Source organism: Pseudomonas onubensis, assembly GCF_965653655.1.
In the GTDB taxonomy this organism is placed as follows: domain Bacteria; phylum Pseudomonadota; class Gammaproteobacteria; order Pseudomonadales; family Pseudomonadaceae; genus Aquipseudomonas.
The window spans coordinates 1-14556 of sequence record NZ_CBFHAZ010000066.1 but is presented as its reverse complement, the minus strand read 5'-3'; the positions used below and the strand labels follow the sequence as shown (position 1 = coordinate 14556).

Here is a 14556-nt window from a genome sequence, read left to right as displayed (position 1 = left end):
ACTGACCCGCCGCATTCGCGAGCAAGCCCGCTCCCACATTGGATCTCTGTTGATCGATGGATCTGCATTTATACAAGGTGCGAACATGACCACAACAAGACTGACCATGGCCCAGGCCCTGGTGAAGTTCCTGGATAACCAATACATCGAAGTCGATGGCGTGCAGAGCAAGTTTGTCGCCGGTGTATTCACGATTTTCGGGCACGGCAATGTGCTGGGCCTGGGCCAGGCTTTGGAGCAGGACAGCGGCGATCTGGTGGTGCATCAGGGCCGTAATGAGCAAGGTATGGCCCACGCTGCCATCGGTTTCGCCAAGCAGCATTTGCGTCGCAAGATCTACGCATGCACCGCCTCGGTAGGCCCCGGCGCGGCGAATATGCTCACCGCTGCGGCCACCGCCACGGCCAACCGCATCCCGCTGCTGCTGTTGCCCGGTGATGTGTACGCCAGCCGCCAGCCGGACCCGGTGTTGCAGCAGATCGAGCAATTCCACGACCTGAGCATCAGCACTAACGATGCCTTCCGTTCCGTGAGCAAATACTGGGACCGTATCAACCGCCCTGAGCAACTGATGACGGCGGCGATCCATGCCATGCGCGTGCTCACAGATCCGGCGGAAACTGGCGCCGTGACCCTGGCGCTGCCGCAGGATGTGCAGGCCGAAGCCTGGGACTACCCGGATTACTTCCTGCAAAAACGCGTGCACCGTATCGAACGTCGGCCGGCGACTGCGGCGATGATCAGCGATGCGCTGGCGGCCTTCCGGGGCAAGCGCAAGCCGCTGATTATCTGCGGCGGCGGCGTGAAGTACTCCGGCGCAAATGCCGCGCTGCAAGCGTTTGCCGAACGTTTTGATATTCCTTTCGCCGAAACCCAGGCGGGCAAGAGTGCGGTGGTGTCCAGCCACCCGCTGAACCTGGGCGGCATCGGTGAAACCGGCTGTCTGGCGGCGAACCTGTTGGCGCCCGAGGCGGACCTGATCATCGGCATCGGCACGCGTTATACCGACTTCACCACCTCGTCCAAGTCGCTGTTCAAGCATGCCGAGGTGAAATTTCTCAACCTCAATATCAGCCCGTGCGATGCGTTGAAACTCGACGGCGTGCAAGTGCTGGCCGATGCGCAGGTTGCCCTCGAAGCGTTGGCCGATGCCATGGGCGACTACCGTGCCGGCTGGGGCGAGCAGGTCCGCGATGCCAAGGCGCAGTTGGACGCGGAAGTGGATCGGGTGCACCAGGTGGAATACCACGGCGACGATTTTGTGCCCGAGGTGGATGACCATCTGGACCGCGCCGTATTGCGCGAATTTATCGAGCTGACCGGTTCGTGCCTGACCCAGAGCCGTGTGCTTGGCGTGTTGAACGACACCCTGGCCGACGACGCAATCATCGTCGCCGCCGCCGGCAGCTTGCCCGGCGATTTGCAGCGCGCCTGGCGCAGCATGGGCGTCAACACCTACCACGTCGAATACGGCTATTCATGCATGGGCTACGAGATCAACGCCGCCCTCGGTGTGAAGCTGGCCGAGCCGAGCAAGGAGGTGTATGCGCTGGTCGGCGACGGCTCCTACATGATGCTGCACTCGGAGCTGGCCACCTCGATCCAGGAGCGGCGCAAGATCAACGTGGTCTTGCTCGACAACATGGCTTTCGGCTGCATCAACAACCTGCAGATCGGCAACGGCATGGACAGTTTCGGCACCGAGTTCCGCTTTCGTAACCCCGAAAGCGGCAAGCTCGACGGCGGCCTGGTGCCGGTGGATTTCGCCATGAGCGCGGCGGCCTATGGCTGCAAGACCTACAAGGTCAGCAGCGTGGAACAGCTTCAGGCCGCGCTGGCCGATGCGCGCACGCAAACGGTGTCCACGCTGATTGATATCAAGGTACTGCCCAAAACCATGGTCCACGGCTACCTGTCGTGGTGGCGGGTGGGCGTGGCGCAAGTGTCCACCAGTGAGCGCACGAATGCCGCCGCGAAAAAACTCAATGAACAGCTGGCCAAGGCCCGGCAGTACTAATAACAAGAGGAGTTGTGTATGTCGTTAAAGCTTGGAGTGATTGGCACCGGCGCTATCGGCCGTGACCATATCCGTCGTTGCAGCCAGACCTTGCTCAATAGCCAGGTGGTGGCGGTAACTGACATCAACCTTGAGCAAGCCGCCAAGGTCGTCGCTGATTTGAAGCTTGCCGCCGAGGTCTACGCCGATGGCCATGCGCTGATCAACTCGCCACAGGTTGAAGCCATTCTCGTCACGTCCTGGGGGCCGAGCCACGAAGAGTTCGTGCTGGCCGCCATCGCCGCCGGCAAGCCGGTGTTCTGCGAAAAACCGCTGGCGGTGACGGCGCAAGGCTGCCGCAAGATTGTCGACGCCGAAGTGGCCTACGGCAAGCGCCTGGTGCAAGTGGGCTTTATGCGCCCGTATGACGAAGGTTATCGCGCCCTCAAAGCCGTGATCGACAGCGGCCAGATCGGCGAGCCGCTGATGCTGCATTGCGCGCACCGCAACCCGACGGTGGGCGAGAACTACAAGACGGATATGGCGATCACTGACACCTTGATCCACGAGCTGGATGTGTTGCGTTGGCTGCTCAATGACGACTATGTGTCGGTGCAAGTGGTGTTCCCGCGCAAATCGAGCAAAGCCCTGGCCCACCTGCGCGACCCGCAGATCGTGCTGTTGGAAACCGCCAAGGGCACGCGCATCGACGTGGAAGTGTTCGTCAACTGCCAGTACGGCTACGACATCCAGTGTGAAGTGGTGGGGGAGACCGGCATCGCCAAACTGCCGGAGCCTTCGCAGGTGCAAATGCGCAGTGGCGCGAAGCTGTCGAATGCCATCTTGATGGACTGGAAGGACCGCTTTATCGGCGCTTACGACGTGGAATTGCAGGCATTTATCGACAGCGTGCGTGCAGGCCAGGTCGGCGGGCCTTCGGCCTGGGACGGTTTTGCAGCGGCGGTGGCGGCGGATGCGTGCATCGAGGCGCAGAACAGTGAGCAGATCGTGAAGGTGAGCTTGCCGGAGCGTCCGCACTTTTACGGCTAATCACAATCTGCCAGGTGGAATGCAGTCAGAGTGGGAGCGGGCTTGCTCGCGAATGCGGTATGTCAGATATAAGTGCTTTAACTGATACACCGCATTCGCGAGCAAGCCCGCTCCCACATTTTTGATTGGGTTTGCACTTCATATTAAGGAGTGAACTATGCGAATCGGACTAGTCGGCTACGGCCACGGAGGGCGCTTTTTTCATGCGCCGCTGATTGCAACCTTGCCCGGTGCGACTTTTGTTGGCGTGGTGACTCGTTCGCCCGAGCGCCGCCAACAGTTGAACACCGACCTTCCCGGCGTAAAAGCTTTTGACAGCATCGGCCAGATCGTCGAGGCCGGCGTGGATGCGCTGGTGATCTCCACCACCCTCAAAGGCCGCCCGGCGCTGGTGCTGGAAGCCATCGAGCACGGCGTGGCGGTGGTCAGCGACAAACCCTTCGCCAGTAACGCCGAACAGGCGCAGGCGCTGATCACCGCCGCCGAACGCCAGGGCTCACTGCTCAGCGTCTATCAGAACCGGCGCTGGGATTCGGATTACCTGACCCTGCGCAAGCTGATCGACGCCGGTGCCCTGGGTGAGATCACGCGCTTTGAATCGCGTGTCGAGCGCTACAGCCCGCAGGCAGTCGGTAATCCCAGCGGCGGCGGCTGGTTGCGTGACCTGGGCAGCCACTTGGTAGACCAGGCGCTGCAGTTGTTCGGCCCAGTGGACCGGGTGTTTGCGCAATTGCAGTTCACGCCGCAACACCCAACCCTCGATCACGGCTTCTTTGTGTCCCTCACTCACGCCAATGGCGTGATTTCGCACCTGTGGGGCAGCGCCCTGCAAAACAGCCAGGCGCCGCGTTTTCGCGTCAGTGGCACGCTGGGGTGTTACACCGTCGATGGGCTGGACGGCCAGGAAGACGCACTGATGGCCGGCAAGTCACCGAAAACCGAAGGCGAGCGCTGGGGCGCCGAGGAGCATCGACGCTGGGGTTGGTTCGAGCAAGGCGAGGAGCGCGAACGAGTGCCGTCCGAGAAGGGCTGCTGGACGCAGTTCTATCGCCAGTTACAACTGGCCGTGCAAGGGCAGGGGGCGCTGCCGGTAAGTGCCTATGATGCGCTGGAAACCACCCGTATATTGGACGCCGCACGCCTCAGCGCCGAGCGCCAGCAGGTGGTTTCGACAAAAATAGAATAAAATTCTAAAACATGTTGATATGGAAATTATTTTCCAATAAAGTCTTTTCCAGGTTGCATAAAGTACGTTCGGACTCGATTCGCACGGCTCAACAAAAACAAGATCAAAAACAACCAGGTACCGTCAGATGAAAATCTTCAACGCTGTACTGCGAGTTTTACGCCCTGCCTCAGCGCCACGCGGTCTGCCCCGCGCCCGGCCGTTCTACTTCTCCTTCCTTAATGTGCTGTGTGTCGAAAACCACGGCGCGCTGGTCTGCTGCATCCCGGGGGCACCGGTGGTTCGACTGCCCGCCGAACGCTGATAAACGCAACGTCCAAAAAACCAACAAGAAAGTGGAGACAGACCGTTCATGAAGACCCCGATCCGTTTTACCGCGCTGGCCCTGTCGATGTTGCTGGCCAGTGGTTTTGCCTCAGCCGCCGACCTCAAGATTGGCGTGACCATGTCCGCCTTCGATGACACCTTCCTGACCTACCTGCGTGAAGACATGGACAAGCAAGCCAAGTCCTATCCCAAGGGCGATGGTGTGCAGTTGCAGTTTGAAGACGCCCGCGCCGACGTGGTGAAACAACTGAGCCAGGTCGAGAACTTCATCAGCCAGAAGGTCGACGCGATTATCGTCAACCCGGTGGACACCGCATCGACCGCCAACATCATCAAGGCCGCCACCGCGGCGAAAATCCCGCTGGTGTTCGTCAACCGCCGCCCGGATAGCCCAACCCTGGCCCCGGGCGTGGCAGCGGTGGTCTCCGATGACGTCGAAGCCGGCAAACTGCAGATGCAATACATCGCCGAAAAACTCGGCGGCAAGGGCAACATTGTGATTCTGCTGGGCGACCTGGCGAACAACTCCACCACCAACCGCACCAAGGGCGTGAAGGAAGTGTTGACCAAGTACCCGGGCATCAAGATCGAGCAGGAACAGACCGGCATCTGGTTGCGTGACAAGGGCATGACCCTGGTTAACGACTGGCTGACCCAGGGCCGCGATTTTGACGCGGTACTGGCCAACAATGACGAGATGGCCATTGGTGCATCCATGGCGCTGAAGTCGGCGGGCAAAAAAGGCGTGCTGATCGCCGGCGTCGACGGCACGCCGGACGGCCTCAATGCGATCACCAAGGGCGACATGACCGTGTCGGCCTTCCAGGATGCCAAGGGCCAGGCCGACAAGTCGGTGGAGACTGCGCGCAAGATGGCTAAAAACGAGCCCATCGAGCAGAACGTGGTGATCCCGTTCCAGCTGATCACGCCGGACAACGTCAAAGACTTCAAGTAGCCCGCACACAACAACAATAAGCCGGCAGGGCGGCCACGGTCGCCCTGCAGTCGAGGTACTTTTTTATGCTCGCTCAAGCCACTGTCTCGCAGCCTCCCGGTCTCCAGCCCGCGCTGCTGGAAGAACCCTACCTGCTGGAAATCGTCAACATCAGCAAAGGCTTTCCCGGCGTTGTGGCCCTGGCCGATGTGCAACTGCGCGTGCGCCCCGGCTCGGTGCTGGCGCTGATGGGCGAGAACGGTGCGGGCAAGTCGACGTTGATGAAAATCATCGCCGGCATCTACCAGCCCGACGCCGGGGAAATCCGCCTGCGCGGCAAGCCAATCGTGTTTGAAACACCGCTGGCGGCGCAGAAGGCCGGGATCGCGATGATCCACCAGGAACTCAACCTGATGCCACACATGAGCATCGCCGAGAACATCTGGATCGGCCGCGAGCAGCTCAATAGCCTGCACATGGTCAACCACCGCGAGATGCACCGTTGCACCGCCGAGTTACTGGCCCGTTTGCGCATCAACCTGGACCCGGAAGAACAGGTCGGCAACCTCAGCATCGCCGAGCGGCAGATGGTCGAGATTGCCAAGGCGGTGTCCTACGACTCCGACATCCTGATCATGGATGAACCGACTTCAGCCATTACCGAGAAGGAAGTGGCCCACCTGTTTTCGATCATTGCCGACCTCAAGTCGCAGGGCAAAGGCATCGTCTACATCACGCACAAAATGAACGAAGTGTTTGCCATCGCCGATGAAGTGGCGGTGTTTCGTGATGGCCAGTACATCGGCCTGCAGCGCGCCGACAGCATGAACAGCGACAGCCTGATCTCGATGATGGTCGGCCGCGAACTAAGCCAGTTGTTCCCGGTGCGTGAGACGCCCATCGGCGATTTACTCTTGTCGGTGCGCAACTTGAGCCTGGACGGCGTGTTCAAGGACGTGTCGTTCGACCTGCATGCCGGTGAAATTCTCGGCATCGCCGGGCTGATGGGCTCGGGTCGTACCAACGTGGCAGAGACCATTTTTGGTATCACTCCAAGCTCCGGCGGCCAGATCACCCTCGACGGCAAACCGGTGCGCATCACCGACCCGCACATGGCCATCGAGAAGGGCTTTGCGCTGTTGACCGAGGACCGCAAGCTCAGTGGCCTGTTCCCGTGCCTGTCGGTGCTGGAGAACATGGAGATGGCCGTGTTGCCGCATTACTCGGGTAACGGCTTTATCCAGCAAAAAGCCCTGCGCGCGCTGTGCGAAGACATGTGCAAGAAGCTGCGGGTGAAAACCCCGTCCCTGGAGCAATGCATCGATACGCTGTCCGGCGGCAACCAGCAAAAAGCCCTGTTGGCACGCTGGCTGATGACCAACCCACGCCTGCTGATCCTCGATGAGCCGACCCGTGGCATCGATGTGGGCGCCAAGGCCGAGATCTATCGCTTGATTTCGTTCCTCGCCAGCGAAGGCATGGCGGTGATCATGATTTCCTCCGAGCTGCCGGAAGTGCTGGGCATGAGCGACCGGGTGATGGTGATGCACGAAGGCGAACTGATGGGCACCCTGGACCGCGCCGATGCGACCCAGGAAAAAGTCATGCAGCTGGCTTCCGGTATGACCGTAGTCCACTGACGAACCGCACAGAATAAGAAGGTGATTGGCTATGAACGCAATAACAGACAACAAGCCTGCCACGGCACCGGTCAAGCACCGTCGGCGCTTACCCACCGAGCTGAGCATCTTCCTGGTGTTGATCGGCATCGGCCTGGTGTTTGAGGTGTTCGGCTGGATCGTGCGCGACCAGAGCTTTTTGATGAACTCTCAGCGCCTGGTGCTGATGATTCTGCAAGTGTCGATTATCGGCCTGCTGGCGATTGGCGTGACCCAGGTGATCATCACCACCGGTATCGATTTGTCTTCTGGCTCGGTGCTGGCGTTATCGGCAATGATCGCCGCCAGTTTGGCGCAAACCTCGGACTTTTCCCGGGCAGTGTTTCCCAGTCTGACTGACTTGCCGGTGTGGATTCCGGTGGCGATGGGCCTGGGTGTGGGGCTGCTGGCGGGGGCAATCAACGGCAGTATCATCGCGGTGACCGGCATCCCGCCGTTTATTGCGACCCTGGGCATGATGGTCTCGGCCCGTGGCCTGGCGCGCTACTACACCGAAGGCCAGCCGGTGAGCATGCTCTCGGATTCGTACACGGCCATCGGTCATGGTGCGATGCCGGTGATCATCTTCCTGGTGGTGGCGGTGATCTTCCATATCGCCCTGCGCTACACCAAGTACGGCAAGTACACCTACGCCATCGGCGGCAACATGCAGGCGGCGCGCACCTCGGGGATCAACGTCAAGCGCCACCTGATCATCGTCTACAGCATCGCAGGCTTGCTTGCGGGCCTGGCCGGTGTGGTGGCCTCGGCACGTGCCGCCACCGGCCAGGCTGGCATGGGCATGTCGTATGAGCTGGATGCGATTGCGGCGGCTGTGATCGGCGGCACCAGCCTGGCGGGCGGAGTAGGGCGCATCACCGGCACCGTGATCGGCGCGCTGATCCTCGGCGTAATGGCCAGCGGGTTCACCTTTGTGGGGGTGGATGCGTATATCCAGGACATCATCAAGGGCCTGATCATTGTGATTGCGGTGGTGATCGACCAGTACCGCAACAAGCGCAAGCTCAAGCGCTGAAGCGGATTTGCAGCTGGCAGAGAAGCAAAATGTGGGAGCGGGCTTGCTCGCGAAGGCGGTGTATCAGTGGCAGGTGTACTGCCTGACACTCAGCATTCGCCAGCAAGCCCGCTCCCACATTTGGATCTGTACGCATCAGTTCTAACCGTTTGTCTTCTATATAGCTCCACAGCACTGAATTTCTTGCTATAAACGCACTCCGATGACCGTTCGCCAAGCCCGTCCTGGTGCCTTTGGGGGTTAATTGGGAAAAAATGCCTGTCTTTTCAGTTGCTGACGCCTCAAACCGGCCTTAGACTGCCGCCCCTCGTAAATTGAGTGCCGGGTGGCGCTTGAAATGGACGGCGCCTTTCCGAGGCCTGCGAAGGTCTGCCGGAACGCTCCCTTATTCGCCTTAATGCACGTATTTTTTATAGAGAAATCAATGACAAAGGAAAAGTTGCTGGCCATGCCGGCGGATGACTACATGAATGCCGAACAGCACGCTTTTTTCGAGCAGTTGCTGCAAGACATGAAAGTGGAACACCACGAGCGCATCGAGCAGAACCGCATCGCCATCGAAAGCCTGGACACCCCGGCTGACCCGGCTGACGCTGCCTCTGTGGAAGAAGAGCGCACCTGGCTGGTAAACGCCATCGATCGCGACCAGCGCATGCTGCCGCAGCTTGAGCGTGCCCTGGAACGCATCAAGGAAGACTCTTTTGGCTGGTGCGATGACAGCGGCGAGCCTATCGGCCTCAAGCGCCTGCTGATCAGCCCGACCACCAAGTACTGCATCGAAGCGCAAGAGCGCCACGAACAGATCGACAAGCACCAGCGCCAGGCTTGATGCGCTGAAGTCGGGCATCGCATCTGTGGTGCCCGAAAGAATACCGGTTACGCCCCTGTCTATTGATCTGCTGCAAAGACCCCCACCAAAGGCCCATGGATAATGGCCCCATAGTGGCGTTTAATGCAGCAACAATAACGACAAACAGTGGGGTGACGACGATGGCTGGAGACGGATCTCTGATGGGCGCAGCAGCGCCACCGCAAACGGTGGTGCGCGTGCTGCCCGGCTGGCTGACGCCGCTTATGCAGAGCACCGCGCTGGTGCTGGTCCTGCTGGGCCTGGTGTTTGCCGGCTTGCCGCTGTACCTGTGCCTGCCACTGGCTTTGCTGGTGATCTGGCTGCCTGCGCTCAAAGCCCGAGTGCCGCGTGTCGCGCCGTCTTTGGCGATTGATACGATGGGTGCGCTGACGCGCGATCTTTCCTACACCACCAGTCACAACGCACTGTCCGCTGCCGGCGTGGCCTATTCGGTCAAGCAACTGGCAGCGCGCGTGCAATCGCAATTAAGCGCCGCCCAGCAAATTGTCAGCAGCGCCGAAGTGATGATCGGCACTGAGCAAGTCACCTCCCAGCTCAGCCGACAGGCATTGGGCGCGGCCAGCCAGGCGCACCAGCGCAGCACTGAAGGGCGCGAAGTGTTGGCCCAGTCGATCACCCGCATGCACCAGCTGCGCCTGCGCGCCAATGCCAGTCGAGAGTTGATCGAAGCGTTGAGCCAGCGCAGTGAAGAGATCCAGCGCGTGACCCTGGTGATCCAGTCCATAGCCAGCCAGACCAACTTGCTCGCGCTGAACGCCGCCATTGAAGCGGCGCGCGCCGGTGAGCACGGGCGCGGCTTTGCGGTGGTGGCCGATGAAGTACGTGGCCTGGCCGGGCGCACGGCCACGGCGACCGATGAGGTCGGCGTGATGGTCGCCGATATTCAGCAGCGCACCGCCCAGGTGGTAGAACAGATTCGCCAACTGTCGGCCGACCTGCACATCGGCGTCGAGCAGGTGGAGCAGGCGGGTGAACAATTGGAAAATATCGCCAGCCTGGCAGCGGACGTAGAAGGGCAGGTCAACGAAATCGCCCAAGGCACCGACACCAACCGTACGCAACTCGACAGCCTGTTCCATGCCGTGGAGCAGATGCGCAGCGACTTGTCGGTGAGCGACCAGCAAACGCGGCAATTGGCCGAAGTCGCTGTGCAGATGGAAGGGCAGGCTGAAACCATCAGCGAGCGCCTGGCCGAAGTCGGGCTGGATGACTACCACCAGCGCATCTACGACCTGGCCCGCGAAGGCGCGAGCCGCATGGGCGAGCAGTTCGAGGCTGACATCCTGCAAAACCGCATCAGCCTGGAAGACTTGTTCGACCGCAGCTACATACCGATCCCTAACACCCAGCCGAGCAAATACCACACGCGTTTTGATGGCTACACCGACCAAGTGCTGCCGGCGATCCAAGAGGCGTTGTTGCCGCGCCATGAGGGGCTGGTATTCGCGATTGCCTGCACACCGCAAGGCTATGTGCCCACGCATAACAAGGCGTTCTCCCACGCTCTTACCGGAGATGCGCAGGTTGATGCCGTGCAGAACCGCACCAAACGCAAGTTCGACGACCGTACCGGCATTCGTTGTGGCAGCCATCAACAAGCGGTGCTGTTGCAGACTTATACCCGCGACACCGGCGAGTTAATGCACGACTTGTCGGTGCCGATCATGGTCAAAGGGCGGCATTGGGGTGGCTTGCGCCTGGGTTACAAACCGGAAGGGGCCAAGGCTGCGCACTAGGATTGTTACTGTTTATGCAATGGAGCTATTCCGTGGATAGCTTTTTCCAACTGGAATAAAACCGTAGCATGGCCAACATTGTTAGGTAGCTAACTAAATGTGCCGGAGAAGCTCCATGCAAAACAAGGTCGATGTCGCCGTGATGATCGGCAGTGGTGTTCCCGAAACCCTGCGTGCGCTGGGCCAGAAGGCCTGCTGGGTTGTGTTGCTCAATGGCGAACAACGCGGCACGGCGTTCGCCAGTCGCAGTGAAGCTGAGGAGTGCAGGGCTGCCTGGCAGGCGCTGATGTGCCTGGAACAGTCAGACAGCCTGCATTGAGGCGTGTTATTGAGGTTGGTGCAGGCGCTGGTTCAGCTCATCCACCGCAATGGCCCATTCGGCGTCGTCGCGCAGTTCTTCCTTGAGAAACGCCGCTTGTTGTGGCGACCAGAACGGTGCGTCGATCAGCTTCACGTCTTCAGCCAGAGGATGCGCGACGATAAACGCGTCGATGGCTTCGGGTGCCGAGTCCAGGCCGAGTTGTTCAAACAGGGTTTCAAGCGTTGGGATTGGCGCGTCCATGGTGGGTTCTCCATGCGTGGTAGGGGATGTTGTGCATGTGAGGCCACGGACGCGGCAGAGTTCAGGATTTGGAAAGCTCAGGAATTAAGTGCACCTGAATCCACTGCGGATTTCAGTGCCTTGGCAGCCTCTTTACCGGCCACGGCTGCTGCGTCGACGGTTTTGAACCAGCGATCTTTTTCGACCTGATGCGTGGTGACTGTGGTCAGCGGGGGCTTGGCCCGCATGATGATCACCGCTTGAAACTCACCGTCTACCTCCCGCGCATCGCCATGGATGAAAAATTCGCCAATATCAAATTCCGTCACGTATAGCCTTCCCTTCAAGTGAACTGCATCAAGGTACCTGCACTGATGAAACCTGACCCGCAAGGGGCAAACTTCAATGGACGGGTCAGTATGGCAGCAGTTGAAGGGCGGCGGCGCAGTAAAGTCAGCCGGGTGACGAAACGATTGCACCGTGAACCGCCTGCAGGTTGGCTTCAAGTTGTTTGGCCAATTCGCACGCCTTGGAATGCGTGCTGCGAAAACCTTTGATCCTGCCGCTGGTCACTTCCAGGATATGAAAGAAATTGCGCCCGGCCGGTACCACTTGGTAAAGAACGTAATTGGAGTACCCGTTAGGGTTATCTAAGCAGTAGTATTGGCGCTCGTCTGGACATGATGAACGAGTGCGGGATGACATAACGGCGTGTTGACGTGGTTGCATGCTCAGCTCCTGTCGATCGATCTTGTGGACTTACCAGCAGCGTTTCCGGTGGTTTTGAACCGGGTTGCTGTTTTAGTATTGTCGCTGGCGGTTCGTGCCTGGTTCCATTACGGGTGTTATGTAATGTGTAGGCTGTCGGAAACTGCGTTTTTTACTGGGTTATTCTCTGAAGCTGGTCGGCCCGTGTTCTCGGGCTGCTGAACCTGTGATTTGCTGTGTTGCCGGATGACCTTGCATAAGGCCCATCGTGCATGTCTGTACTAGTCTTATGGCGTAGCGGCAGGTTTCTTCAGTTTTTTACCAATAAGTGATCGAGCCGTAACGGCCGTTTTTTTGTGCTGCCCGCTCTGGCGGTCAGTGCCTTTTTTGATGTGGGGGCGTTTCCTTGGCAGTCAGTAATCTGGATATGCACGCTTTATTCGTGCTGGGTGATTTGCGCGCAAAGTTGGTCAAGCAGTTTCAATCCCGTTTCGTTTACATCACTGAACAGACGCCGGAAGGCATTTACATCGCCGAGATCGATACCGAGTCGGCGTTGGTCGTGGACGATAAACCGCGCCTGGAACTCAAGGTGGGTGATCATTTTCGTGCCGCCGTATTGCCGAGCCGCGAAGGTGGCAAGTTCGAATTGAAGTTTCGCGACATCAAGTTGACGGTGTATGGCTTGGGCGATTACGCCTTTGTTTCGTCGGCCGAAGGCCAGGGCATCGTGTTCAAGGAAGGCCACAGTGTGATGCTGGTGTTCGCCGCCCATGAACAACTGCAGGAAGGCTTGACCAAAACCCTCAAGGCCGTGACCGGCAAGGCCGCCAAATGGCGCAAGGGTGAACTGGTGACGTTCAAGGCCAGTGAGTAACTGCTAAACACCAGGTGTATTCTTGCTCCTCCGGAACCTCTACTACAGTTGAGTTGACTTAACTATTCAGAGGCTTCGCGCATCCGCAGCAAAGCCGCCCGCTATGGTTGTGAAAATGCGAGGTGCAAAGGCATGAAAGGATTGAGAACGCTGCTGGCTGCGGCGCTGACGACGGTGAGTCTGTCGTTGCCGGTATCGGCTGCGCAAACGCCGGTGCACTTTGCCGACCTGAACTGGGAAAGCGGCAGCCTGATTACCGAAGTGCTGCGCTATATCGTCGAAAAGGGCTATGACCTGCCCACCGACACCTTGCCCGGTACCACCATCACCCTGGAAACCGCCCTGGCGAAGAATGACATCCAGGTGATTGGCGAAGAGTGGGCCGGCCGCAGCCCCGTGTGGATCAAGGCCGAAGCCGAAGGCAAGGTTATCGGCCTGGGTGATACGGTCAAAGGCGCTACCGAGGGTTGGTGGGTGCCGGAATACGTGGTCAAGGGCGACCCGGCCAAAGGCCTCAAGCCGCTGGCGCCGGACCTCAAGACCGTGCAGGACCTGGCGCGCTACAAGGACGTGTTCAAAGACCCTGAGTCGCCCGGCAAAGGGCGTTTTCTCAACAGCCCGATCGGCTGGACCTCGGAAGTCGTCAACGCCCAGAAGCTCAAGGCCTATGGCCTGAGCGACAGCTATGTGAACTTTCGCAGCGGCTCGGGTGCGGCGCTGGATGCCGAGATTGCGTCGTCGATCCGTCGTGGCAAACCGGTGCTGTTCTACTACTGGTCGCCAACGCCCTTGATGGGCCGTTACAAACTGATCCAGCTGGAAGAGCCGCCGTTTGACGCCGATGCCTGGAAGACCCTGACCGATGCAGACAACCCCAACCCACGGCCGACCCGCTCGTTGGCGTCCAAGCTGAGCATTGGTGTGTCGACACCGTTCCAGCAGGCGCAGCCGCAGATTGCCGAGTTTTTTACCAAGGTGCAGTTTCCGATTGAGCCGTTGAATAAAGCCTTGGCGGCCATGAGCGAAAATCACACGGCGCCGCGTGAAGTGGCGCAGGTGTTCCTCAAGGAACATCCTGACGTGTGGAAGGCGTGGTTGACGCCGGAGGTGGCGCAGAAGGTTGAGGCGAGCCTTAAGTAACCGACGCTTGGCTATTTAATGAAGGCCCACTGTGGGAGCTGGCTTGCCTGCTGTGGCGGTTTGTCGGAGTACATATCCGTTGCTGCGGTGATGGCTTCTATTGGTTCCGCTCTTACAGCGGGTCACTTTTGGAAAGACCGGAATGCCGGCCCAGCCAAAAGTAACCAAAAGGTCTTCGCCCCACCACTCGGCACCTCGCTTAGGCTCGGTGTGCCAGAACGAAGGCTTGAATCCGTGGGTAACCCGGCGTCCTGCCGGGTTACCCACGGATTCAAGCCTGCGTTCGGCCATCGTGGTTAACGGGGCGTCTCAGATCACAATCAAAAGCAGAGCACGGCGGCCTGAAAGCCGACCTGAGCGGTTGAAGCAAGAGCCAGATCAAGTGCAAGGCAAAAGCCTGTCTACCTGATGCAACGCAGTCAAAATGTGGGAGCGGGCTTGCTCGCGAAAGCGGTGGGTCAGTCAATTCATCTGTCACTGACCCACCGCATTCGCG

General features: G+C 59.3%; 15 protein-coding genes. 12 read left to right on the top strand and 3 right to left on the bottom strand.

What is annotated here, in order from left to right; genetic code table 11:
* Window positions 1-85: 85 nt before the first annotated feature.
* From iolD to ACTD9P_RS19845, 10 genes are all read left to right on the top strand, one after another.
* Window positions 86-2017, top strand: a complete 1932-nt coding sequence (gene iolD, locus ACTD9P_RS19890) for a 3D-(3,5/4)-trihydroxycyclohexane-1,2-dione acylhydrolase (decyclizing) (protein ID WP_438869036.1) — start codon at window positions 86-88, stop codon at window positions 2015-2017.
* 18 nt (window positions 2018-2035) lie between these two features.
* Window positions 2036-3046: a bifunctional inositol 2-dehydrogenase/D-chiro-inositol 1-dehydrogenase gene (iolG, locus tag ACTD9P_RS19885; RefSeq protein ID WP_428553667.1), complete on the top strand. Its 1011-nt coding sequence runs from the start codon at window positions 2036-2038 to the stop codon at window positions 3044-3046.
* 157 nt (window positions 3047-3203) lie between these two features.
* Window positions 3204-4232 (top strand): Gfo/Idh/MocA family protein, encoded by a 1029-nt coding sequence (locus tag ACTD9P_RS19880; RefSeq protein WP_438869035.1) that lies wholly within the window; start codon window positions 3204-3206, stop codon window positions 4230-4232.
* 127 nt (window positions 4233-4359) lie between these two features.
* Window positions 4360-4536, top strand: coding sequence for a hypothetical protein (locus tag ACTD9P_RS19875; RefSeq protein ID WP_163005443.1), 177 nt, complete (start codon window positions 4360-4362; stop codon window positions 4534-4536).
* A 48-nt stretch (window positions 4537-4584) separates the two neighbouring features.
* A complete protein-coding gene (locus ACTD9P_RS19870; RefSeq protein WP_065931775.1) occupies window positions 4585-5514 on the top strand; it encodes a sugar ABC transporter substrate-binding protein in 930 nt (309 codons plus the stop codon).
* Window positions 5515-5579: 65 nt separating this feature from the next.
* On the top strand, window positions 5580-7133 hold the full coding sequence (locus tag ACTD9P_RS19865; protein WP_438869034.1) for a sugar ABC transporter ATP-binding protein: 1554 nt from the start codon (window positions 5580-5582) through the stop codon (window positions 7131-7133).
* A 31-nt stretch (window positions 7134-7164) separates the two neighbouring features.
* Window positions 7165-8187: an ABC transporter permease gene (locus tag ACTD9P_RS19860; RefSeq protein WP_138815826.1), complete on the top strand. Its 1023-nt coding sequence runs from the start codon at window positions 7165-7167 to the stop codon at window positions 8185-8187.
* 424 nt (window positions 8188-8611) lie between these two features.
* A complete protein-coding gene (locus ACTD9P_RS19855; RefSeq protein ID WP_010564800.1) occupies window positions 8612-9016 on the top strand; it encodes a TraR/DksA family transcriptional regulator in 405 nt (134 codons plus the stop codon).
* 95 nt (window positions 9017-9111) lie between these two features.
* On the top strand, window positions 9112-10794 hold the full coding sequence (locus ACTD9P_RS19850; RefSeq protein WP_438869033.1) for a methyl-accepting chemotaxis protein: 1683 nt from the start codon (window positions 9112-9114) through the stop codon (window positions 10792-10794).
* 115 nt (window positions 10795-10909) lie between these two features.
* On the top strand, window positions 10910-11113 hold the full coding sequence (locus ACTD9P_RS19845; protein WP_200433897.1) for a hypothetical protein: 204 nt from the start codon (window positions 10910-10912) through the stop codon (window positions 11111-11113).
* A gap of 6 nt (window positions 11114-11119) precedes the next feature.
* Here ACTD9P_RS19845 and ACTD9P_RS19840 read toward each other — a convergent pair whose 3' ends face one another.
* The 3 genes from ACTD9P_RS19840 to ACTD9P_RS19830 form a co-directional block, all read right to left on the bottom strand.
* Window positions 11120-11356, bottom strand: a complete 237-nt coding sequence (locus tag ACTD9P_RS19840) for a DUF2789 domain-containing protein (RefSeq protein ID WP_285680775.1) — start codon at window positions 11354-11356, stop codon at window positions 11120-11122.
* Window positions 11357-11433: 77 nt separating this feature from the next.
* Window positions 11434-11664 (bottom strand): hypothetical protein, encoded by a 231-nt coding sequence (locus tag ACTD9P_RS19835; protein WP_200433895.1) that lies wholly within the window; start codon window positions 11662-11664, stop codon window positions 11434-11436.
* Between the two features lie 124 nt (window positions 11665-11788).
* Window positions 11789-12064 carry a hypothetical protein gene (locus ACTD9P_RS19830; protein WP_200433894.1) on the bottom strand — a complete coding sequence of 92 codons (276 nt, stop codon included), beginning with the start codon at window positions 12062-12064 and terminating at the stop codon, window positions 11789-11791.
* A gap of 406 nt (window positions 12065-12470) precedes the next feature.
* Here ACTD9P_RS19830 and ACTD9P_RS19825 point away from each other — a divergent pair, with 406 nt between their 5' ends.
* Both ACTD9P_RS19825 and ACTD9P_RS19820 read left to right on the top strand, forming a co-directional pair.
* Window positions 12471-12920 (top strand): hypothetical protein, encoded by a 450-nt coding sequence (locus tag ACTD9P_RS19825; RefSeq protein WP_200433908.1) that lies wholly within the window; start codon window positions 12471-12473, stop codon window positions 12918-12920.
* 132 nt (window positions 12921-13052) lie between these two features.
* A complete protein-coding gene (locus ACTD9P_RS19820) occupies window positions 13053-14060 on the top strand; it encodes an ABC transporter substrate-binding protein (protein ID WP_200433893.1) in 1008 nt (335 codons plus the stop codon).
* The last annotated feature ends 496 nt before the right edge of the window (window positions 14061-14556 follow it).

Coding starts and splice junctions, on each gene's coding strand:
- iolD (WP_438869036.1), top strand. CDS start 86: ATGACCACAACAAGACTGACCATGGCCCAGGCCCTGGTGAAGTTCCTG.
- iolG (WP_428553667.1), top strand. CDS start 2,036: ATGTCGTTAAAGCTTGGAGTGATTGGCACCGGCGCTATCGGCCGTGAC.
- ACTD9P_RS19880 (WP_438869035.1), top strand. CDS start 3,204: ATGCGAATCGGACTAGTCGGCTACGGCCACGGAGGGCGCTTTTTTCAT.
- ACTD9P_RS19875 (WP_163005443.1), top strand. CDS start 4,360: ATGAAAATCTTCAACGCTGTACTGCGAGTTTTACGCCCTGCCTCAGCG.
- ACTD9P_RS19870 (WP_065931775.1), top strand. CDS start 4,585: ATGAAGACCCCGATCCGTTTTACCGCGCTGGCCCTGTCGATGTTGCTG.
- ACTD9P_RS19865 (WP_438869034.1), top strand. CDS start 5,580: ATGCTCGCTCAAGCCACTGTCTCGCAGCCTCCCGGTCTCCAGCCCGCG.
- ACTD9P_RS19860 (WP_138815826.1), top strand. CDS start 7,165: ATGAACGCAATAACAGACAACAAGCCTGCCACGGCACCGGTCAAGCAC.
- ACTD9P_RS19855 (WP_010564800.1), top strand. CDS start 8,612: ATGACAAAGGAAAAGTTGCTGGCCATGCCGGCGGATGACTACATGAAT.
- ACTD9P_RS19850 (WP_438869033.1), top strand. CDS start 9,112: ATGGATAATGGCCCCATAGTGGCGTTTAATGCAGCAACAATAACGACA.
- ACTD9P_RS19845 (WP_200433897.1), top strand. CDS start 10,910: ATGCAAAACAAGGTCGATGTCGCCGTGATGATCGGCAGTGGTGTTCCC.
- ACTD9P_RS19840 (WP_285680775.1), bottom strand. CDS start 11,356: ATGGACGCGCCAATCCCAACGCTTGAAACCCTGTTTGAACAACTCGGC.
- ACTD9P_RS19830 (WP_200433894.1), bottom strand. CDS start 12,064: ATGCAACCACGTCAACACGCCGTTATGTCATCCCGCACTCGTTCATCA.
- ACTD9P_RS19825 (WP_200433908.1), top strand. CDS start 12,471: ATGCACGCTTTATTCGTGCTGGGTGATTTGCGCGCAAAGTTGGTCAAG.
- ACTD9P_RS19820 (WP_200433893.1), top strand. CDS start 13,053: ATGAAAGGATTGAGAACGCTGCTGGCTGCGGCGCTGACGACGGTGAGT.